A 21355-nucleotide genomic window follows, 5' to 3' on the forward strand; every position below is an offset into this window, starting at 1 on the left:
GAACCTGCCTTCCTGACAGCGGTGGGACTGATCGGGCACGGTGCGGCGTACGACGGCGCGGGCCGGACTCAGAGTCCCGCGCTGGGATCCGAGAAGGCGATCCGGGACAACCAGCTGAATGCTGCGTCGAGGCCGAAGATCATCAGGATCATCGCCACGACGAATGCGAGGACCGTGATCGTGTAGACGACCAGGTCCCTGCGGGTCGGGACGACAACCTTCCGGAGCTCGGCGATGACCTGACGGACGAACAGACCGATAGCCACGAACGGGTTGCGGGACCTGTGGCCCGCCGCGTCGGCGCCGGTGGGCGTCGACGGCGCGTTCTGACTGGAATTCACGTCTGAGCTGTCCGATCTCGTCGAGGTCATCCGCATCCGACCGGGTGAACCCGGTCGGACCGGCAGGGCAGACAGGGCTCGAACCTGCAACCTGCGGTTTTGGAGACCGCTGCGCTACCAATTGCGCCACTGCCCTTCACGAGGGAGAACCCTCGAACGGTCGTGCCATGAGTCCGTTGCCGGAATTCATGATTCTGACCAGCGATCAGCATACAAGCCGCAAGGACCTGGTGCGAATCCGTCGGCCGCAGATCACGTCACATCGCGTTGCCGCGCTGGTGCTGCGACGTGCCTGAGGACCGGGCACGAGAGTACATGCTCCGAGACATCCGCACACCGGTCGGCCTGGCAGCGGAGCGAGACCTCTGCCACGATAGGCGTGTGACCTCCGACGACTCCGCCCCCGCCCCCCGTTCCGCTCAGCCTGCCGCGCACGACCGCATCTCGCGGCGCGTCCGTGAGATCGCTCCCTCGGCGACCCTCGCGGTCGATGCGAAGGCCAAGGCGCTCAAGGCCGCCGGTCGGCCCGTGATCGGCTTCGGAGCCGGCGAGCCCGATTTCCCCACGCCCCAGCACGTCGTCGATGCGGCGATCGAGGCGGCGAAGGATCCCGCCAACCACCACTACTCCCCCGGCGCCGGGCTGCCCGAGCTGCGCACCGCGGTCGCGGAGAGCGTCTCCGCGACCACCGGACTGACCATCGAGTCGGCGCAGACGCTGATCACCAACGGCGGCAAGCAGGCCGTCTACCAGACCTTCGCCACGCTCCTGGACCCGGGCGACGAGGTGATCCTGCCCGCTCCGTACTGGACCACCTACCCCGAGGCGATCCGGCTCACCGGTGCGCGCGAGGTGCCCGTCCTGGCCGGTGCCGACCAGGACTACCTGCCCACGATCGAGCAGCTCGAGGCGGCCCGCACCGAGGCCACGCGGGCAGTGGTGCTGTGCTCCCCCTCGAACCCGACCGGGTCGGTGATGAGCGCCGAGCAGATCCGGGAGTTCGGCCGCTGGGCCCACGAGCACGGGCTGTGGGTGATCACCGACGAGATCTACCAGCACCTCACCTACGACGGGGTCCCGTTCGTCTCGATCCTCGCCGAGGTGCCCGAGCTCGCCGAGACCACCGTGCTCCTCGGCGGCGTCGCCAAGACCTTCGCGATGACCGGCTGGCGGGTGGGCTGGATGGTCGGCCCGCAGGACGTCGTCAAGGCGGCCTCGAACCTGCAGTCGCATCTGACCTCGAACGTCAACAACATCGCGCAGCGGGCAGCGGTCGCAGCGCTGACCGGCCCGATGGAGCCCGTCCAGGAGATGCGCGAGGCCTTCGACCGTCGCCGGCGCACCATCGTGGAGAAGCTCTCCGCGGTGCCAGGCTTCTCGGTGCCCACCCCGACCGGTGCCTTCTACGCCTTCCCGGACGTCTCCGGGGCGCTGGGTCGAGAGATCCGGGGCACCCGTGTCACCACCTCGACCGAGCTCGCCACGGTGATCCTCGAGGAGGCCGAGGTGGCGGCGGTTCCCGGTGAAGCCTTCGGGGCGCCCGGTCACCTGCGCTTCTCCTATGCGCTCCACGACGCGGACCTCGCCGAGGGCATCGACCGCGTGGCGGCACTGCTGTCGGAATGAGCCCGACGTGCGAGTGAGCACACGGCCCCGCCCCCTGCACGGGGCGGAGACGCGATGACCGCAGCGGCTGCCTCCTCAGCGACCGCCTCAGCCGGCCGGGATCTCTCCGCGCTGCCCAAGGCGCATCTGCACCTCCATTTCACCGGGTCGATGCGGCCGACGACGCTGTGGGACCTGGCCGACGAGCGCGGCATCCGCCTGCCGCGCTCGTTGGTCGACGACGTCGCACTGCAGGTCGAGCCGACGCGGCGGGGCTGGTTCCGCTTCCAGCGGCAGTACGACGCCGCGCGCACCGTGGTGGATTCAGAGGCCGCGATGCGGCGGATCCTCCACGAGGCGGTGCTCGATGACGCCGCGGAAGGCTCCGGCCGGCTGGAGATCCAGGTCGATCCCACGAGCTACGCGCCCTTCGTGGGCGGTCTGACGCCGGCCACAGAGATCGTGCTGGACCAGGCCGACCGCTCCGAGCAGGAGACCGGGGTGAGCGTCGGGATCGTCATCGCGGCCTCCCGCACCCGCCATCCGTTGGACGCGCGCACCCTGGCCCGTCTCGCCGCGAAGCACGCGGGCCGGGTGATCGGCTTCGGTCTGTCCAACGACGAGCGTCGTGGTGTGACCAGCGAGTACGGGCCCGCCTTCGCGATCGCTCGACGGGCCGGCCTGCTCTCGGTGCCGCACGGCGGCGAACTGCTGGGGCCCGCCCATGTCGAGGCGGTCATGGACCACCTCGCCCCGAACCGTCTGGGCCACGGAGTGCGCTCGGCCGACGACCCCGCACTGCTGGACCGCATCGTGCAGGCGGGCGTCGGCCTCGAGGTGTGTCCTGCCTCCAACGCCTCGCTCGGCGTGGTCGCGGACCCCACCGACGTGCCGCTGCGTCAGCTGGTCGATGCCGGTGCCCAGATCGCTCTGGGCGCCGACGATCCCCTGCTGTTCGGCACGCGGCTCGTCGCGCAGTACGAGATCGCGCGCCAGATGGGCTTCAGCGACGAGGAGCTCGCGGCCCTCGCCGCCTCCTCGATCCGGATCTCCGCGGCCGACGACGCCACCAGGACACGCCTCCTGGACGGGGTGCGCGACTGGCTCGCGGCCCCTCCCCCAGCCGCCTCCTGAGGCTCAGCGGTCCTGTCCGGCGCCTTCCGAGGGCAGGGCCAGGAAGAACTCCGGGGCGGTGAAGCCGTGCTCGGCGAAAGCCGCCGCGATCGCCTCGGCGACGATCTGCGCCTGGTCGGCCTCGACCAGAGCGATCGTCGAGCCGCCGAAGCCGCCCCCGGTCATCCGGGCGCCGTGGGCGCCGGCCGCACGGGCGGCGTCGACCGCCACGTCGAGCTGCTCGACGGTGACCTCGTAGTCCTCGCGCAGCGAGTCGTGGGAGGCGTTCAGCAGGGCGCCGAGGGCGGAGACGTTCTCCCGCACGGTGCCCGCGGCGAGCAGGGCGTCGAAGTCCTTCACGCGCTGGATCTCGGTGAGCACATGGCGGGCACGGCGGCGCACCACCTCGTCCTGGATCCGGCCGAGCAGCTCGTCGAGCTGCTCGACGTCCGCATCGCGCAGGGTGTCGATGCCCAGCACGGAGGCGGCCGCCTCGCTGTCGGCCCGTCGGGCCGTGTACTCGCCGTCCACGTGCGAGTGCTCGGCGCGGGTATCGGTGATCAGCAGGGCGAGGCCCTGGGAGGCCAGGTCCCACGGGACGGCGCGGGTCGAGAAGTCGCGGCAGTCCAGGAACAGGGCGTGGCCCGCGCGGGAGAGCACCGAGGCGGACTGGTCCAGGCCACCCGTCGAGGCACCGGCGAAGTCGGTCTCCGCGGTGATCGCGGCCCGTACGCGCTCGAGCGGCGAGGTGCCCAGCGACAGCAGCGCCTCGATCGCCTCACCGGCGGCGCACTCGAGCGCGGCGGAGCTGGACAGCCCGGCGCCCAGCGGCACCTGCCCGTCGATCATGATGTCCATGCCCTGGGTGGAGACGCCGGAGATGTGCGGCCGCAGCGCCCACAGCACGCCGGCCACGTAGGCCGGCCAGCCCTCGACGGCGCCCGGTCGCAGGTCGCGAGCGTCGAGCTCGAGCACGAGGTCGTCCTGGGCGGAGCGCAGGCGCACCCGGTCGGTGGGCGTGCGGGCCGCGGCCGCGAAGCAGCGATGCGAGATCGCCATCGGCAGGCACAGGCCGTCCTGGTAGTCGACATGCTCACCGATGATGTTCACACGGCCCGGAGCGGACCAGACGCCGTCGGGCGCATAGCCGAAGGCCTCCTCGAACAGCGCCTCCGCCCGTGCAGCGGCCTCGCCGCGATCAGGGGCGGAGGACAGCTCCACCACTGATGGCTGGGCGGCCGTGGCACCGGGGTATCGGGTATCAGCGGCGCCGGCATCTGCGGCAGTGGTCATGGTTGTTCCTCCAGGACGATCAGGAGCCGGAGCGCGGGACGAAAACCCCGCGGCACTCTCCGACGCGGCCGGGAAGAGTCTAGCCGTCACCCTCGCATCGCTGCTGAGCCGTCCCTCAGGGGCGGACGGCGAGGCAGGCCACCGAGGGGGCGGGGATGGGCTCGCCGGCCACGGAGAGCTCCTCGCCCTGCAGCTGGAGCACGTCGATGCGGTCGGCCTCCTGGGCGGCGACGAGCACCAGGTCCCCCAGACGGGTGAAGTGCCGCGGATGGGCGCCCACCTCGATCTCGGCGACGATCTCCGGGCGCATCATCGTCAGCGACAGCACCGAGAGCGTGTCCGGCCCGCGGTTGGCGACCAGCAGCAGCGCGTCCTCGCCGGCGAGCTCGATGTGGGAGGGGAAGTTCTCTCCCGGGCGGGTGCTGGCCGGGATCATCGAGCGCACGCTCCACCGGTGCACGGTGCCGCCGAGAGCCGCCGGGGCGGAGCGCGTGGACTCCAGCGGCTGGCGGGCCGCGGTGGCGACCATGCCGGACAGCTCGCAGGAGATGTGCAGCAGCTCGGATTCGTGATCAGGGGCGATGTGCCGCGGGCCGCTGCCCCGGCTGAGGGGGATCTCGCCGCACAGCCCCATCTGGCCCTCGAGATCCTGCCGGTAGAGGAAGACCCGGTCCAGGCCGAGGTCGGGCACCGCGAGCGTCTCGGTCCCCGGCAGGGTCCTCACCTGGTGGGGGTGCGGATCCTGGCCGTCGGCGCGGTCGTGGTGATCGTCCACGTCGATGACCTCGGTGGGCAGACCGTCGGCGTCCAGGCGCACCGTCTCGACGGTCCCGGAGCCGTAGTCCGCGACCACCAGGGTCGAGGGGCTGCGGCCGATGGCCAGGTGGCAGCCGCCGGAGCCCTCGAGCGGGAGATCGGCGGCCACCTCGGCGCTGCGTCCGTCGGCCGCGACCCGCATGGCGACCACGCGGGTGGGGGACGTCTCGAGCACGGCGTAGAGCAGGGTGCCCTCGGCGCTCCACAGCACGAACGAGGGGTCCGGGAGGTCGACGGTCGCCAGGTGCTCGACGTCCTGCAGGTGCTGCGCGGCTCCCGCCTCGGAGTCGGCATCAGCGGTGGTGATCCGCAGCAGCTCGATACCGCTGCCACGGCCGGTGCCGCTGCGCGAGTAGCCGCCGGTGGCGATCAGGGCGGTGGGGCTCATGGGGTCTCCTCGGGGTCCGCGGCCGTCCCCGTCGCATGGGCGGGAGGATCGAAGTCCTCCAGCTCGTCGAACATCGCGGGTGACAGCGCCGTCATCTCGCCCGTCATCGTAGACGGCTCGACCAGCTGGGGGCCGTTGCGACGCCGGAGACTGCGCGAGCCGAGGCTGAGACGACGCCGGCGCATGGTGGTGAACGGCGAGGAGATGCTCGGGGTGTAGGCGATCTCGCTGCGACGGAAGTACGGCAGCACGCGCGAGGCCAGCAGCTGCCCGAGAACCGCACCGGCCGCGATCCCGATCGCGATCTCGGCCGCGCCGAACAGCTGGGCACCGCCTGCGCTGACGTCCTCCCCGAGGAGCAGCAGACCGCGGTAGATGAGGCTGCCGGGCACCAGCGGGATGATCCCGCCCATGACGAACAGCAGGGTGGGCCGGCGCAGGCGGTCCCCGAGCACCACGGCGAGCAGTCCCGTGACGAGCCCGGCGAGCGTCACCGCGTACACCCGCTCCAGGAGGAGGCCGGTGACGACGTGGGAGATCAGGGCGGAGATCGTGGCCACCAGTGCCATCCAGGGCAGCACCCGCCAGGGCACCTGGGTGCCCACACCGAAGCCGATGCCCATCCCGATGCCGGAGACGACCACCCACGCGATCGTGATCAGGGAGATCGGGATCGACTCGTTCACGGAGATGTCCACGCCCAGCCCGTCGGCCAGGAGCATGCCCCCGCGCACCCCGACCACGAGGCCGATGGTGAGCATGAGGGTCTCCAGGATGCGCCCGGCGGCCGTGACGTACCAGCCGGTCACGGCATCCTGCACGGCCGCGATCGAGGAGAGTCCGCACAGCTGCACGATGATGCAGGAGACGACCACGATCGAGGAGTTCACGTTCGGGTTGATGAGGCTCACCAGCATCGCCGCGGCCACGGCGAGGAAGCCGCCGATGGCCTGCCCGTAGAAGGGCGGGATCTGTTTGCGGCCCAGCAGCTCCCCGGAGGCGATGAGGAACCCGGCGGCGACGGTCGCCGCCAGCACCACGAGCGTGCCGGCGCCGAAGCTGAGCGCCGCGGCGCCGCCCATCACGGCGAAGCCGAGGACCACCAGCGGCAGCTTGTAGGCCGGGGGCGTGCGCGGGATGGACTCGGCCATCCGCCGGGCCTCCTCCAGCGGGAGATCACCGGCGATGTAGCCGTGGGTGATGTCCTCGAAGGCGGACAGGCGCGCGAAGTCCTGCACCCGGGCCGCTGCGGAGCGCACCCTGGTGAAGGGGGTCGAGGTCTCGTCCGCGAGATAGGAGATGACCACCTCGTCGAAGGTGACCTGCACCGAGACGTTGCGCAGGCCCGACGAGCTGGTGATCCGGAGGACGGTCGCCGTCACCTCGGACGCCGCGGCCCCGTTGGTGAGCAGGCCTTCTCCGATCCTCATGGCGAGGTCGAACACGGCATGGAGCCGGACAGAATCGGTGGGCACGCACCGATCGTCCCACAAGGAGGTTCACCGCATACAGGCTCCGCCCGCGGTGTTCTGCTCACATTCCCGGGACGCCCCGGCGTCTCAGAGGTTCGGGGAGACCGACAGCACCGCGAGGCCGATCGCGAGCAGCGCCAGGACGCTCGCGTCCAGGCCTCGGGAGCGCACGGCGAGCGCCCCGACCACGCGGACGGGCAGCACGATTCGTGCCAGGGCGAGCACGCCCAGCAGCACGGCGAGCGCCGTTCCGGCCACGGGCGCTCCCACCACCGCTCCGACCACGACGATCACGATCACGGCGGGGACCGTCAGGACCAGCACGGCCTGCCGCCTGCAGGCGGCGCCGAGGGTGAAGGGGGATCGGTCATCACGCACGGCCCCATGCTACGGGCCGCCCGGGGCTACGCTGGCCGTGGTCGGCAACGACGTCGGCCGCAGACGACCTGGAGGACTCCCCCGATATGACCAGCCCCGGTTCGACGACCGCCTCCGCGCACCGCATCGAGCACGATCTGCTCGGCGACCGCGAGGTCCCCGCCGATGCCTATTACGGCGTCCAGACCCTGCGCGCGCAGGAGAACTTCCACATCACCGATGTGCCCCTGCACCACTTCCCCCGGTTGATCGAGGCGCTCGCGCAGGTGAAGCGGGCCACGGCGCGTGCGAATCACCGCCTCGGAGCACTGGACGACGAGCACGCGGCCGCGATCGAGCAGGCGTGCGCCGAGATCGTGGACGGGTCCCTGCACGAGGACTTCGTGGTGGACATGATCCAGGGCGGCGCCGGGACCAGCACGAACATGAATGCCAACGAGGTGATCGCCAACCGCGGGCTGGAGATCCTGGGGCATGCCAAGGGCGACTACGACTTCCTGCACCCCAACAACCATGTGAACCTCTCGCAGTCCACGAACGACGTGTATCCCACCTCCGTGCGGCTCGCGATCCTGCTCACCTTCCCGGCGCTGACCGAGGCGATGGACCATCTCATCACCACGCTGCGCGCCAAGGGCGAGGAGTTCGCGGACGTGCTGAAGATGGGCCGCACGCAGATGCAGGACGCGGTGCCGATGACGGTGGCCCAGGAGTTCAACGCCTGGGCCACCACGATCGAGGAGGACGTCGAGCGCCTCACCCGCTCCGCGACGCTGTTCCAGGAGATCAATCTCGGCGCCACCGCGATCGGCACCGGGATCACCACCGATCCGCGGTACTCCCAGATGGCGGCGCAGGAGCTCGCCGAGCTCACCGGCGTGCCCTTCGTGGTGGCCGACGACCTGGTCGAGGCCACGAGCGACACCGGGGCGTTCGTCACCTACTCCGGGGTGCTCAAGCGCATCGCGGTGAAGATCTCCAAGATCTGCAACGACCTGCGGCTGCTCTCCTCCGGGCCGCGGGCGGGCTTCCACGAGATCAACCTGCCCTCCGTGCAGCCGGGCAGCTCGATCATGCCGGGCAAGGTGAACCCGGTGATCCCCGAGGTCGTCAACCAGGTCGCCTTCGAGGTGATCGGCAACGACCTCACCGTGACCTTCGCCGCGGAGGGCGGGCAGCTGCAGCTGAACGCCTTCGAGCCCGTGATCTGCTTCAACATCCTGGAGTCGACCCGGATCATGACTCGGGCGATGAACACCCTGGCCGACCGCTGCGTCTCCGGGATCACCCTGAACACGGACGTGCTCGAGGACTACCTGCGGCATTCGATCGGCGTGGTCACCGCGCTGGTGCCGGTGATCGGCTACTCGGCCGCCACCGATGTCGCCTCCACCGCGCTGGAGACCGGCCGGCCGGTCGCGGAACTGGTGCTCGAGCGGGGTCTGCTCGACGAGCGGCGCCTGGAGAGCCTGCTCTCCCCCGACTCGATGACGAGCCCGCACCGCACGACGAACACCGGCACCATGCCGGTGATACCGGACGCCGGACTGGATTCCGGGGAGATCACGCGGCTGCCGCTGGATCCGACCACCGAGGGCTGACGCCGCCCCTGATCGACGACGCCCCGCCACCGTGGCGAGGAACGGGGCAGGGCGTCGTCGAGGCGGCAGGGCGCTGAGCGTCGCGCGGGGAGCCCGGGATCACTCGTCGGCCTCCTCCATCTTGCCGCGCATGACGAGCTTCGGGTCCGGCACGCCGACCACCTCATGGTCCTTGCCCTCGTACTCGAACTGGGACAGGAAGTACCGCATCGCGTTCAGGCGCGCACGCTTCTTGTCGTTGGAGCGGATAATCGTCCACGGCGCGTACTTCTTGTCCGTGCGGCGGAACATCTCCTCCTTGGCCTCGGTGTACGCCTCCCAGCGGTCCAGCGACTCGAGGTCCATCGGCGAGAGCTTCCAGCGGCGCACCGGGTCCAGCTGACGGATCGCGAAACGGGTACGCTGCTCCTTCTGGGACACGGAGAACCAGAACTTGGTGACGAAGATGCCGGAGTCCACGAGCATGCGCTCGAAGTACGGCACCTGATTCATGAAGGTCTCGTACTCCTCCGGCGAGGCGAAGCCCATGACCCGCTCCACGCCGGCACGGTTGTACCAGGAGCGATCGAACAGCACCATCTCGCCCTCGGTGGGCAGATGCTGGATGTAGCGCTGGAAATACCACTGGCCGCGTTCGCGGTCGCTGGGCTTGTTCAGCGCCACCACCCGGGCGGTGCGGGGGTTCAGGTGCTCCGTGAAGCGCTTGATCGTGCCGCCCTTGCCGGCGGCGTCGCGCCCCTCGAAGATGATGATCGACTTCTGATCGTTGTCCTCGAGCCAGTACTGGTACTTCAGCAGCTCGACCTGGAGCTTGTACTTCTCACGCTCGTACTCGTCGCGATCCATGCGCGTCTCGTAGGGGTACCCCTCCTGCCAGGTGTAGACGGGGTTGCCCTGCGGATCGATGAGATCCGGGTCCGGCGTGTGCCCGTCCTTGACCGAATACCCCTCTTCGCGCAGATGCTCGATGTATTCGCGCAGGCTCTGGTTATCGGGGATCTTCACGTCCACTCCTTCGGGATCACGCAGATGTATGGCCCCAACTCTAGGGGGCGCGGGTGTCGCGACGGTGAACGGATCATCGTACGACGGGCTCGGATCCGTGCAGCGGACGCCGGGAGGGCGGTCGCCCCGAGCCCGGAAGCGGGATCTCGGGGCGACCGGTCGGTTGGACGGGCCCGGCGTGCGGTGTCGGGCCCGGGATGCGCTCAGTGCGCGAAGTGGCGGGTGCCGGTGAGGTAGAGCGTCGCGCCGGCGGCGCGGCAGGCCTCGATGACCTCTTCGTCGCGGATGGATCCGCCCGGCTGCACGATCGCGCGCACGCCGGCGTCCAGCAGGATCTGGGCGCCGTCCGCGAACGGGAAGAAGGCATCCGATGCGGCGACCGCACCCCGGGCGCGCTCCGGTGCGGCCTCTCCCTCGGCGTGCTCGCCCAGGGAGTTCGCGCGGGAGACCGCGAGGCGGCAGGAGTCCAGGCGGTTGACCTGCCCCATGCCGAGCCCCACGGCGGCACCGCCCGAGGCCAGCAGGATCGCGTTGGACTTCACCGCGCGCACCGAGCGCCAGGCGAAGGCGAGATCGGCCAGGGTGGCCTCGTCGGCCGCCTCTCCGGCGGCGAGCGTCCATGCCGACGGGTCATCGCCGTCGGCGTCGATCACGTCGGCGTCCTGGATCAGCAGGCCGCCCCAGATCTCGCGCATCTCGATCTCGCGGGAGTACTCGCCCTGCAGCCGCAGGATCCGCAGGTTCTTCTTGGTGCGCAGCAGCTCGAGCGCCGCGTCCTCATAGGCGGGGGCCAGGATGACCTCGGTGAAGATCGGCTTGACCTGCTGGGCCATGGCGAGAGTCACCGTCCGGTTGGTGGCGATGACGCCGCCGTAGGCGGACAGCGGATCGGTGCCGTGGGCGCGCAGATGGGCGACGGCGATGTCCTCGCTCTCCTCGGCCACGGCGAGGCCGCACGGGTTGTTGTGCTTGACCACGGCGACGCAGGGCCGCTCGTGGTCGTAGGCGGCGCGCACGGCGGCGTCGGCGTCGACGTAGTTGTTGTAGCTCATGGCCTTGCCGCCGAGCTGCTCCGCACCGGCGATCCCGGGGACGTCGGGATCGGTGACGGCCAGGCGCGCGCGCTGGTGGGGGTTCTCGCCGTAGCGCAGGGTGGCGGTGAAGCCGAGCTCCGCGGCGTCCTCCTCGCTGAGGTCGAGGATGTTGAGGGACTCCGCCTCCTGCTCGTCCTCCTGCTCCTCGGCCTCGGCGTCGTCGTCCGCGAGCTGGAAGAGCATCCAGTCGCTGATCGCCTCGTCGTACTCGGCGGTGCGGGTGAAGGCGATGGTGGCGAGCTCCTGGCGCTCGGACAGCGAGAACCCGCCGACGGCGACCGCTTCGGCGGCGGTCGAGTAGTTCTCGGGATCCACGACCACGGCGAGGGAGGCGAAGTTCTTCGCCGCGCCGCGCACCATGGACGGGCCGCCGATGTCGATCTTCTCGATGATCTCGTCGAAGCTGCCGCCCGCGGCGACGGTCTCGCTGAACGGGTAGAGGTTCACCACGACGAGGTCGAACGGCTCGATACCGTGCTCGGCGAGCTGCGCACGGTGGGAGTCCAGGCGCTGGTCGGCGAGGAGCCCCCCGTGCACGCGCGGGTGCAGGGTCTTCACCCGGCCATCGAGCATCTCGGGGAAACCGGTCACGGTCTCGACGTCGGTCACGTCGATCCCGGCCTCCCGGATGGTCGCACCGGTGGAACCGGTGGAGACGATCTCGACATCATGCTCGGCCAGGGTGCGGGCGAGGTCGACGATGCCGGTCTTGTCGAAGACGGAGATGAGGGCGCGGCGGATCGGGCGGCGCTGAGTGGTGGTCACGAGGCGTGCTCCTGTTCGGATCGGGTCCTTGCGTCGAGCACCCAGGCGGTCGATGCTCGTATCGGTCACTCCCCGGTGGTCGCCCACCTTCGCCAGTCGTGTGGGGCCATCCTAGCCAGTCGCCCTCGCGCTCCGCACGACTTGTTCAGCGGCCGGTCGACTCCGCGGCGAGGCGACGCACCACGTCCACCAGCAACGGCTGCTCGGCGGTCTTGATGCGCTCGTGGAGGGTGTCCTCCGTGTCGTCCTCGAGGATCTCCACGGCGACCTGCGCCAGGATCCGCCCCGTGTCCACGCCGGCGTCGACCTCGATCACGCTGGCCCCGGTGATCTTCACGCCGTGGGCGAGGGCGTCGCGCACGCCGTGGGCGCCGGGGAACGAGGGCAGCAGCGCGGGATGGGTGTTGACGATGCGGCCCCCGAAGGCGTCCAGCAGCGGCGGGCCCACGAGCTTCATGAAGCCGGCCAGCACCACCAGCTGCGGCTCGGTCCGGGCGACGGCCGCGGCCAGGGCCTCGTCCCAGGCGGCGCGGTCGGCATGGTCGCGCAGACGCACCACCTCGGTGGGGATCCCCGCGGTGCGGGCATGCTCGAGCCCGGTCGCGTCCCGGTCCGCGATCACTCCCACCACGGTGTAGGGGCAGTCGGGCTCGGCGGTCGCCCGCAGTAGGGCGGAGAGGTTCGAACCGGTGCCGGAGATGAGAACGGTGATGGGGGTGCGGGTCACCGGGCCAGGATAATCCCCGCGGCCACGGCGATGTGGGCGGGCTCGGGCCGGGCGCACGCACAGCCGCCGGAACGGGCACAATAGGACGAATGAGCAGCGAACACGACGGCGAGCGGCAGGAACGCCCCCAGGACCCGGCCACCACGCGACGCCCCCGCACGCTGACCGCGCTGCTGCTGACGATGCTCGCGTCCTGGCTGCTGCTGCTCGCGCCGCTCCCCTATTCGCTGGCCGCCGGTGTGACCGCGCTGGCCGCGATGGTGCTGCTGGTGCTGGCCGCGGTGCAGACCTTCCGTCAAGGTCGTCACCTCATGGCCGTGCTCTCGCTCGTCGTGGGCGTCCCGGCCACGCTGATGATCGTCACCGGGTCGCTGCTCTCGCTGCTGTTCTATGGTCCGATGCTCGACATCCAGGAGTGCCACGCCTCCGCGCTCACCGAGCACGCGCGGTCCTCCTGCACGGCCGACGCGCAGGATTCGATGGCCACGTGGGTCAGCGAGCTGCTGGGCGGCTGAGCGGCTGAGCGGCTGATCACCCTCGGCACCGCGCACCGGTCAGGCGTGCCGATCAGGGCCGCTGGTCGGTCAATCGGGCGTGCTGATCTGGGCCGCTGGTCAGGGCTGCTGATCAGTTCTCCTGGTCTCTCGACCCGTCCTGCTCGTCCTCGGCGCTGGCGTCGGTGTCGGGACCGGCGCCGCCCTCGTCGTCGGCGTCACCCTCCTCATCGGAGTCGGCGCCGCTCTCGGCGCCGTCTGGCCTTCCCAGACGCTCGGTGCGCTCGGCGCTCTCGACCCTGTCCCGCAGTGCGGCGATCTGCGCCTGCACCCACGGCACCAGCGGCGAGACGCGCACGAGGAGCACGCCACCGGTGCTGACCACGACCACGCCGAGCAGCGGCAGGATGAGCGTGGCCATCTGTGGCCCGAGATGCACCAGCCGGCCTTCGCCGATGCCGCCGGTGGACAGCCCCGCGAGCAGCAGCACGCCGACCATCACGGTCAGCGGATAGGCGACCCACGCGGAGATCCGGTCGCGCCGCCCGAGGTCGCCGGTGTCCCGCACCAGGCGGAGCGCACCGAGCACGACGGGCACCGCGGGCAGCACGATCAGCAGCCACACCCACCATCCGAAATCTCCCGGGCCCGGCAGTGCCCCGAGCAGGGGCAGGGCCGGCAGCACGCCGGTCTCGGAGCCGTTCAGCGAGAGCGAGGTGGCGGTTCCCACGCCGATCGTGCCGCCGAGGGCGACCACGAGCGCCCACACCGCAAGCAGCGGCAGCAGCGCCAGCTGGACGAGCGTGAGCACGATGCCGCCCACCGCTCCGGGGTCGAGGGTCTGGAACAGGGAGGACTGCGCGGGGAGGGAGACCAGCATCATCACCAGCACCAGCAGCATCCCGGCACTGAGCATCCCGATCAGGGCGATGAGCGCGGCGCGGGCGACGTCGCCGTACGGGGCGGGGAGCAGGCCGAGCACCCGCACGCCGGGCACGGTGGACGTCGGCTCGCGGCGCAGCGACCACAGCAGGCCCAGCAGGCCGCCCACCACGGCGACCATCGCGCCGGAGACGATCGCGGAGGTCACGACGGGACTGCTCTCGCTGCTGCGCCCGATCGCGGCGATCACCGTGAAGCCGATCGCGTACACCCCGACGTAGGCGCCGAGTGCACCGCCGGCGTCACGGAGGGCGCGCACGCGCAGCACGCCGTCGTCGCGCACCAGCTCCAGCGCGCCTCCCACGCGGCGCATGCCGAGGGTGGAGACGAGGATCAACAGCGCGAGCAGACCGAAGGGAGTGAGCGTCACCGCGCCGTCGACCACACCGGTGCTGAGCACGATCCCGCCGCCGTGGCCGAGCACCAGGACGTTCAGCGCGATGATGATCGCGTCGAGCGCGGTCGCGGTGGATCGGGTGCCGGCGACCTGCGCGGCGAGCGCGGGGACGACGACGAGGGCGATGGCGGTGCCCAGGGACACGGCGGCGGCGATCGTCCCACGGACCAGGGGCGTCGCAATGCTGTCGCCGGTGCTGTTCACGAACTGCTCCTTGAGCGGGTCACGACGGGGGAAGCGGCCCCGGATACGGGCCGAGCGACCTCGCGGGCGCGGTCGCCGGTCCATGGTCGCACCTCCGTGCCCCGCACCCGCGCACCTCGGGACGGGACGCGAGTCACGGCGCAGAGCCGGGCAGGTGACGCATAATGACTCCGATGCCCGCCTCCCTGTCTTCCCCTGAGCCCTCCGCTGCCGAGGTGACGCTGGTGGTGCGCACCGTGCGCATCGAGGAACCCGTCGACCTGCTCGGCCATATCCCTGCCGACGTGAGCGGAGCATGGTTGCGCCATGGCCAGGGCGTGGTCGCCCGCGGCACCGCCTGGAGCGTGCAGACGGCCGGCGCGCACCGCTTCGCCGCAGCGGGTGCCGCTTTCCAGGGCATCGCGGCCCGCGCCCGGGTCGATGACGAGGTGCGCACGCGCATGTCCGGGCTGATCGCCCTGGGCAGCTTCTCCTACGCCGACGGATCCGAGCGGCCCTCGCGCCTGGTGGTCCCCCGCGCCCTGCTGGGGGTGCACGACGGCGAGGCCTTCCTGACGGTGGTCGGGGTCGACGAGGAGCCGGTGATGCCGAGGTCCTGGCGTGATCTGTTCGGCTCGACGCCTGCCGCGTCGGATCTTCCGGCGGAGCTGGAGGTCGAGGCGGATCACACGCCGGACGAATACCAGTCGCTCGTGCAGCAGGCCGTGGCGGAGATCCGCGAGGGCCGTGCCGAGAAGGTGGTCCTGTCCGAGCGCACCACGGTGACCGCCCCGCAGCGCCTCGAGCCGGCGCTGCTGCTCGCGGGCCTGGCCCATGACTATCCGAGCACCTGGGTGTACCACCTCGATGACGTGATCGGCGCGAGCCCGGAGATGCTCGCCCAGACCCAGGAGGGTCGGATCTTCTCCCGGGTCCTGGCCGGGACCCGCCCGGTCGCCGACGACAGCGAGCTCGATGAGGTGGACCGCCGTGCCTTCCGCACCGATGCCAAGGAGCTCTCCGAGCACGCCTTCGCGGTCGACTCGGTGGTGGACCGTCTCGAGGGGCTCGCCGAGGACCTGGACGTCTCCCCCGCCCCGTTCGTGCTGCGCCTGCCGGGGCTGGAGCATCTGGCCTCCGATGTCTCCGCCCGCCTGCGCGAGGGCGTCACCAGTCTCGACGTCGCCGCGCGGCTGCACCCGTCGGCCGCTGTCTCCGGCACGCCGCGGGATCGGGCCGACGAGATCATCGCGCGCCTGGAGCCCCGCGACCGCGGCGGCTATGCCTCTCCGGTGGGCTGGCTGGACGCGGCGGGCGACGGCCAGTGGGCGATCGCCCTGCGGATGGCTCATCTGCACGGCGACAGCACGGTGACGCTGCAGGCGGGCGGCGGTCTGGTCGCGGCGTCGGATCCCGTCTCCGAGCATGCCGAGACGCTCGCCAAATGCCGGCCGATGCTGCGGGCGCTGCGTCGCTCCACCCCGCGCACCGGCGAGGTCGACACCTCGCGCATCTCGCGCACTCTCGGCGCCTGACGCGCGATCCGCGTCGGCGCTCGGCTCAGGAGGGCTGGCCCGCCAGGGTGACGTCGAGGGTCTGCTCGTCCTGGTCCCGCACCACCGTGAGCGTGTGCGAGGAATCGACGGGAAGCCCTCGCACCACGCCGGTCAGGGCGGCGGCGCCGCCCACCGGGGTGTCGTCGACCTTCGTGATCAGGTCACCCTCGCGCAGCCCGGCCTCGGCAGCGGGGCTGCCGCCCTCCACACCGCGCACCTGCGCTCCGCGATAGGAGACGTCGCCGACGGTCTCGGTGCCGTCGCTGCTGGTGACGCCGAGGAAGGAATGATCCGCGGAGCCGCTGTCCTTGAGCTGCTCGGCGATCATGGTGGCGGTGTTCGACGGGATCGCGAACCCGAGCCCGATGCTGCCGGCCTGTCCCGTGCTGCTGGCGATCCCCGCGATCGAGGAGTTGATACCGATCACCTGCCCGGCGGCGTCGATGAGCGGCCCGCCGGAGTTGCCGGGGTTGATCGCGGCGTCGGTCTGCAGCGCCGAGGTGTAGGTGGCGTCCGAGCCGCTGGGATCCTCGCCGCCGGCGGTCACCGGGCGATCCACGGCGGAGATGATCCCCGTGGTCACCGTGTTCTCGAGGCCCAGCGGTGTCCCCAGCGCCATCACCGGCTGGCCGACCTCGACGGTCGCGGAGTCCGCGAAGGTCGCCGGCTGGAGATCATCGGGCGGCGAGTCCAGGCGGATCACGGCGAGGTCGGTGGTCGTGTCGGTGCCGACGACGGTCGCGGTGTATCCGAGGCCGTCGTTCATGGTGACCTGGATCGAGCGCGCGCCGTCGACCACGTGATTGTTGGTGAGGATCGAACCGTTGTCGTCCAGGACCACGCCCGTGCCCTCCCCGGCGCCGGAATCAGTCGCGACCTGGATGGCGACCGCGCTGGGCGAGACCTGTTCGGCGACCGTCCCCCAGTCCGGGGTGTCGGTCGTGGAGACCGACGCGGGACGAGCGGTGCTCGGCTCCTCGGTGCTCGAGCCGGCCTGCGAGGTCGCAGCGGTCTCCGGGCCCAGCAGCTGGTCGTAGGCGACCACTCCGGAAAGGGTCAGGCCGCTGGAGACCAGCATGCCCAGGGCGACCAGACCGGTCACGCCCGCCCAGCCGGGCCCGCGTCGACGCGCAGGGGCAGCAGCCGCCGCACCGACGGCAGGAGCCCCGTGGGAGCCCCCACCGGCGGCAGGAGCCGCGTGGGTGGCAGCGCCGAAGGCCGACGCCCCATGAGTCGAGGGGCCGAAGGCCGGCATCCCGTGAGCGGAGGGGTCAGCGCCATCGGCGGTCCCGGGGGCCGGTGCGACGCCGTGCGCGGAACCGGGCGCGGGAAAGAGCTGCTCGGTCCGGGCGTCGGGGCCCGGATAGGGCGCGGGCTGCCGGCTGCCCTCGCCGTCTCCGGAGGCGGGCTGCCACGGTGCGCCATAGCCGCTGGTCGGCTGCTGCCCTCCGTCGTCGAACGCCTGCTGGTCACGGGGAGGAGTGCCGGTGCTCGGGTGGTCGGCGGGGGGCATGGCGCCCTCCGGGCGCTCGGTCGGTTCGTACGGATCGTTCATGTCCGCCATGGGAACACCTCCAGCTACAGGGTCGACGAGAGAGTGCTGTGCTCTTCCTGCACCACAACAAACACCCGCAGCCCGGGTCCCGGCTGTGACAGAGCTGTGCCGAGGCTGTCCGTCGTCAGCTCGCGGGCCTCGGCGCCCAGTGCAGCGGCGGCCGCCGCGAGGTCCGTGCCGTGCGGGGTGGTGAAGAAGCGGCGCAGCAGCTCCGGGGGCGCTGCGGAGTGCTCGAGCCCGGAGAAGATCCGGCCGCCGCCGTCGTCGACGATCACCACGTCGAGGTCGGGCCGCGTCTCCTCGGGGCCGATGATCAGGCCGGTGAGGTCGTGCAGCGCAGTGAGGTCCCCGACCAGCAGTCGCACCCGCCCGGGGTCCGCAGCGCCGCGGCGCGGGTCCTGCTGTGCCAGGGCGATGCCGCCGGCGAGCGCGGTGGTGCCATCGATACCGGCCAGACCGCGGTTGGCGATCACCCGGGCGGAGGTGGGGCCGGCATGCTGCTCGAGATCGCGCACCAGGCTGGAGGAGCCCAGGACCAGCGTGTCCCGTGCCCCGGAGGCGTCCCAGACGGCGAGCGCCGCCGTCTGCTGCCAGCTGCGTGGGAGCCCGGAGGAGATCTGCGCCGCGGCACGGCTCCAGGCCGCGAGATGCGCCCGGCGCGCGGCGAGCTCGGCTGTGTCGGTCACGGCGGTCAGGTCGCGCTCGGTCGCGCCGGTCCCGGCTGACGCACCTGCCGCATCGGTCGCGTCAGTCGCATCAGTCGCATCAGTCGCATCAGTCGTGTCTGTCTCGTCTGTCGCGTCTGCCGCAAGGGCCGGGTCCTCGCCGATCGCGGCAGGTACCACGAGGCGGGCGCGACGGGCGGCGTCGGCCCAATCCAGGTGCGGGTCCACGACGATCACGTCGACGTCGTCGGCGCCGAGCAGCGCGCCGATCACGGACCGCGAGAGGGTCGGACGGCCCATCACGATCGCACGGTCCGGGCGCAGCGGATGCCCGCGGTCGGCCATCACCTGGGCGAGCAGGGCGGGATAGCCGGGTACCAGAGAGGTGCCGGCATGCGCTCCCGAGCTGGGCTCTGCCAGCAGCGGCAGCACATGCTGCTCGGCGAGCTCGCGAGCGGCCGGCCCGGCGCCGTCGCCGGCGACCACGACCGTGCGCGAGGAGATCGGCACCGGCTGCGGCTGCGGCGGGACGGGGCGGGCGCGCCGGGTGAGCACGATCGCGTCCCGGCTCTCGCCCGTCGCGTGCTCGTCCTCGTCCGCGGCCGGCGCACCCGCTGCGGCGGATGCACCCGCTGCGTCGGCCGCAGGGGGCTCGACGTGCGGCACGAGCGGATCGCGGAAGGAGAGGTTCAGGTGCACGGGGCCGGGGTGCTCGGAGGTCGCGGCGGCCAGCGCGCGGGCGACGGTGGAGACGGCGGTGCGCAGTTCGACGTCGGTGGCACGGCGGGCGGTGGGCGCGGGCAGATCGGCCTCGAACCGCACCAGCGAGCGGTACATGCCCGCCTGGCGGGTGGTCTGGTTCGCGCCGACCTCACGCAGCTCGGCTGGCCGGTCCGCGGTGACCACCAGCAGCGGGATCCGCGAGTGGTGGGCCTCCATCACGGCGGCGTGGAGATGGGCGGTGGCGGTGCCGGAGGTCGTCACGACCACCGCGGGGTGCGCCGGATCATGCCGCGACAGGCCCAGCGCCGTGAAGGCCGCGGCCCGTTCGTCGATCCGCACGTGCGCGCGGATCCTGGCCTCGAGATCAGGGCGAGCGAGCCCGTAGACGAGCGGGGCGCTGCGGGAGCCGGGGGCCAGCACCGCGTCCCGGACACCGAGCTCGGCCAGGGCGTGCCAGATCGCGCAGGCCTGATCCACCGCGCCGGACCCGGTGGGTGTGGGAGGCGTGATCCCGGACGGGGCGGCGATGTCGGCGGTCTCGTGCATGCTGCCAGGGTAGTTCTCTCCGTGCCCCTCAGAGGGCGTCGGCGCACTCCTGGAGGCGCTGCTGCCACTGGTCAGCGAGGTCGGACGGCGCGACGTGCCGGTCCAGCGGCGCCTCGGCGGGGGCCTGGCGCCCCACCGGCAGCACACCGTCGCGCGGGTGCAGGGGGTCATCGACGAGATCGCCGGTGAGCAGGGAGGCGGTCGCCAGACCGCACGCGTAGGGCAGCTCCGGCAGTGCGGCCGCGAACGCCAGCCCCGCGCTGAGGCCGACGCTGGACTCCAGCGCCGAGGAGACGACCACCGGGAGCCCCGCCTGCTCCGCGAGATCGAGGCAGCGCTGCACGCCGCCGAGCGGCTGCACCTTCATCACCAGCACGTCGGCCGCCTCGGCGCGTGCGACCCGCAGCGGGTCCCCGGCGCGGCGCACGGACTCGTCGGCCGCGATCGGGATGTCCAGGGCGCGGCGCACGGCGGCGAGGTCCTCGATGCTCGCGCACGGCTGCTCGGCGTACTCCAGACCGCCGGCGGCGCGGTCCAGGACGGGCAGCGCGTCGAGGGCCTGCTCGAGGGTCCAGGCGGCGTTGGCGTCGATCCGCAGGCGGGCGGACGGGCCCATCGCATCACGCACCGCCTCGATCCGCTCGGCGTCCTCCGCGAGGGTCGAGCCGGGGTCGGCGACCTTGATCTTCGCGGTGCCCGCGCCGCCGACCGTCGCGATGCGGTGCGCGAGCACGGCCGGGACCACCGGGATCGTGGAGTTGATCGGGATCTCCTGGCGCAGCGGCTCCGGGCGCTGCGCGGTCGCGTCGGCGAGCGCGGCACGCAGCCAGGCCGAGGACTCCTCGGCGTCGTAGTCCCAGAACGGCGAGAACTCCGCCCAGCCGGCCGGGCCGTGCAGCAGCAGGCCCGAGCGCTCGGTGATGCCGCGGAAGCGCGTGGTCATGGGGATCGTCCAGGCGTGCACGCGATCGATGCCGCGCTCGCGCAGTGCGGAGGGGATGAGCATCCCACGAGGCTAGCGGGCGCAGGGCCGTGGCCGGGAACCCGCCGCCCTGACTCTCCGCCGGACGTGGCCTCCCCCACCGAACTCGGGCCCTGCACGCCCAGGACCCGCCTAGGATCGGTCCTGATGAGCACCAGCACCCACGCCCTGCGACGCGTCCGTGAGAGCGATGCCACCGCGATCCTCGCCGCGTTCTCCTCCGCGGCGGACATGGCCCGTCAGGGGAACGTCTCCACGCTCGACCAGGCCCACGAGATGGCTGCCTGGCTCGCCGCGCCGTCCCGCCACGGCATGGCGATCGTCGAGACCTCGACCGACGGGCTGGTCGGCGTGGTGGGCGTGAGCGTCGAGCCCGAGGACCGTCTGGGCTGGTTCTTCTACTGGCTCGCCGCCGACGCGCGCGGCCGGGGAGTGTGCGGTCGCGCCGCGGCGACCGTCGCGAACCGGGCGCTGCGCCCGCAGGCCGAGGGCGGCTGGGACCTGGAGCGGCTCGAGCTCGGCCATCGGGCGAACAATCCCGCCTCCGGCGCGGTGGCCCGGGCGGCCGGGTTCGTGCACGAGGGGACGGAGAGGGCGAAGTTCCTCATCGACGGTGAGCGTCACGACGTGCTCACCCACGGCCGTCTGAGGACCGATCCGGTCCCGACCACGGCGGAGCTCCCGTGGCACGAGGAGCCCGCCCGCGGCTGACGG

Annotated in this window: 18 protein-coding genes, 1 tRNA gene and 1 riboswitch; of the genes, 6 read left to right on the forward strand and 13 right to left on the reverse strand. The window is 71.8% G+C overall.

The features are described 5' to 3' along the window. Window positions 1–68 precede the first annotated feature (68 nt). On the reverse strand, window positions 69–341 hold the full coding sequence (gene secE, locus CIK71_RS00885) for a preprotein translocase subunit SecE (protein ID WP_096163384.1): 273 nt from the start codon (window positions 339–341) through the stop codon (window positions 69–71). Window positions 342–404: 63 nt separating this feature from the next. Next, window positions 405–477: transfer RNA gene (locus tag CIK71_RS00890), tRNA-Trp, on the reverse strand. A gap of 245 nt (window positions 478–722) precedes the next feature. Here CIK71_RS00890 and CIK71_RS00895 point away from each other — a divergent pair. Together CIK71_RS00895 and CIK71_RS00900 are read left to right on the forward strand one after the other, a co-directional pair. Continuing rightward, on the forward strand, window positions 723–1967 hold the full coding sequence (locus tag CIK71_RS00895) for a pyridoxal phosphate-dependent aminotransferase (protein ID WP_096163307.1): 1245 nt from the start codon (window positions 723–725) through the stop codon (window positions 1965–1967). A 54-nt stretch (window positions 1968–2021) separates the two neighbouring features. Beyond that, the gene (locus CIK71_RS00900; protein ID WP_096163308.1) at window positions 2022–3080 is read left to right on the forward strand and encodes an adenosine deaminase; all 1059 of its coding nucleotides are present in this window, start codon (window positions 2022–2024) and stop codon (window positions 3078–3080) included. Window positions 3081–3083: 3 nt separating this feature from the next. Here CIK71_RS00900 and galK read toward each other — a convergent pair whose 3' ends face one another. From galK to CIK71_RS00920, 4 genes are all read right to left on the reverse strand, one after another. Next, window positions 3084–4352, reverse strand: a complete 1269-nt coding sequence (gene galK, locus CIK71_RS00905) for a galactokinase (protein ID WP_096163309.1) — start codon at window positions 4350–4352, stop codon at window positions 3084–3086. A 115-nt stretch (window positions 4353–4467) separates the two neighbouring features. Further along, window positions 4468–5556 (reverse strand): lactonase family protein, encoded by a 1089-nt coding sequence (locus CIK71_RS00910; RefSeq protein ID WP_096163310.1) that lies wholly within the window; start codon window positions 5554–5556, stop codon window positions 4468–4470. Then, window positions 5553–7031, reverse strand: a complete 1479-nt coding sequence (locus CIK71_RS00915) for a threonine/serine exporter family protein (RefSeq protein WP_096163311.1) — start codon at window positions 7029–7031, stop codon at window positions 5553–5555. Before CIK71_RS00915 ends, CIK71_RS00910 begins: the two co-directional genes overlap by 4 nt. 84 nt (window positions 7032–7115) lie before the next feature. Continuing rightward, window positions 7116–7406 (reverse strand): DUF3017 domain-containing protein, encoded by a 291-nt coding sequence (locus CIK71_RS00920; RefSeq protein WP_096163312.1) that lies wholly within the window; start codon window positions 7404–7406, stop codon window positions 7116–7118. A gap of 86 nt (window positions 7407–7492) precedes the next feature. Between CIK71_RS00920 and aspA the strand changes: the two genes are divergently transcribed. Then, window positions 7493–9007, forward strand: coding sequence for an aspartate ammonia-lyase (gene aspA, locus CIK71_RS00925; RefSeq protein WP_096163313.1), 1515 nt, complete (start codon window positions 7493–7495; stop codon window positions 9005–9007). A 99-nt stretch (window positions 9008–9106) separates the two neighbouring features. Here the strand turns inward: aspA and ppk2 are convergent, their stop codons facing one another. From ppk2 to purN, 3 genes are all read right to left on the reverse strand, one after another. Continuing rightward, window positions 9107–10012, reverse strand: coding sequence for a polyphosphate kinase 2 (gene ppk2, locus CIK71_RS00930; RefSeq protein WP_096163314.1), 906 nt, complete (start codon window positions 10010–10012; stop codon window positions 9107–9109). A gap of 203 nt (window positions 10013–10215) precedes the next feature. Beyond that, a complete protein-coding gene (purH, locus tag CIK71_RS00935) occupies window positions 10216–11871 on the reverse strand; it encodes a bifunctional phosphoribosylaminoimidazolecarboxamide formyltransferase/IMP cyclohydrolase (RefSeq protein WP_096163315.1) in 1656 nt (551 codons plus the stop codon). 32 nt (window positions 11872–11903) lie between these two features. Further along, window positions 11904–11981: riboswitch (ZMP/ZTP riboswitch) on the reverse strand. A gap of 35 nt (window positions 11982–12016) precedes the next feature. Then, entirely contained in the window at window positions 12017–12598 is a 582-nt protein-coding gene (purN, locus tag CIK71_RS00940; protein ID WP_158542030.1) for a phosphoribosylglycinamide formyltransferase, read from the reverse strand. Window positions 12599–12687: 89 nt separating this feature from the next. Between purN and CIK71_RS00945 the strand changes: the two genes are divergently transcribed. Further along, complete coding sequence (locus CIK71_RS00945) at window positions 12688–13113, forward strand: hypothetical protein (RefSeq protein WP_096163317.1); 426 nt, start codon at window positions 12688–12690, stop codon at window positions 13111–13113. Between the two features lie 112 nt (window positions 13114–13225). On the opposite strand, the gene CIK71_RS00950 is transcribed toward CIK71_RS00945, so the two are convergent. Then, entirely contained in the window at window positions 13226–14635 is a 1410-nt protein-coding gene (locus CIK71_RS00950; RefSeq protein WP_096163318.1) for a cell division protein PerM, read from the reverse strand. A 173-nt stretch (window positions 14636–14808) separates the two neighbouring features. Here CIK71_RS00950 and CIK71_RS00955 point away from each other — a divergent pair, with 173 nt between their 5' ends. After that, window positions 14809–16149, forward strand: coding sequence for an isochorismate synthase (locus CIK71_RS00955; protein ID WP_158542031.1), 1341 nt, complete (start codon window positions 14809–14811; stop codon window positions 16147–16149). Between the two features lie 25 nt (window positions 16150–16174). Here CIK71_RS00955 and CIK71_RS00960 read toward each other — a convergent pair whose 3' ends face one another. From CIK71_RS00960 to CIK71_RS00970, 3 genes are read right to left on the reverse strand one after another with little or no spacing between them, the layout of a single operon-like run. Beyond that, the gene (locus CIK71_RS00960; RefSeq protein WP_245857246.1) at window positions 16175–17725 is read right to left on the reverse strand and encodes a S1C family serine protease; all 1551 of its coding nucleotides are present in this window, start codon (window positions 17723–17725) and stop codon (window positions 16175–16177) included. A gap of 23 nt (window positions 17726–17748) precedes the next feature. Continuing rightward, window positions 17749–19659, reverse strand: coding sequence for a 2-succinyl-5-enolpyruvyl-6-hydroxy-3-cyclohexene-1-carboxylic-acid synthase (gene menD, locus CIK71_RS00965; RefSeq protein ID WP_096163321.1), 1911 nt, complete (start codon window positions 19657–19659; stop codon window positions 17749–17751). 28 nt (window positions 19660–19687) lie between these two features. Continuing rightward, entirely contained in the window at window positions 19688–20665 is a 978-nt protein-coding gene (locus CIK71_RS00970) for an o-succinylbenzoate synthase (RefSeq protein ID WP_096163322.1), read from the reverse strand. A gap of 123 nt (window positions 20666–20788) precedes the next feature. On the opposite strand from CIK71_RS00970, the gene CIK71_RS00975 reads away from it, so the two are divergent. Beyond that, window positions 20789–21352, forward strand: coding sequence for a GNAT family N-acetyltransferase (locus CIK71_RS00975; protein WP_096163323.1), 564 nt, complete (start codon window positions 20789–20791; stop codon window positions 21350–21352). The last annotated feature ends 3 nt before the right edge of the window (window positions 21353–21355 follow it).

Source organism: Brachybacterium alimentarium (assembly GCF_002332425.1).
In the GTDB taxonomy this organism is placed as follows: domain Bacteria; phylum Actinomycetota; class Actinomycetes; order Actinomycetales; family Dermabacteraceae; genus Brachybacterium; species Brachybacterium alimentarium.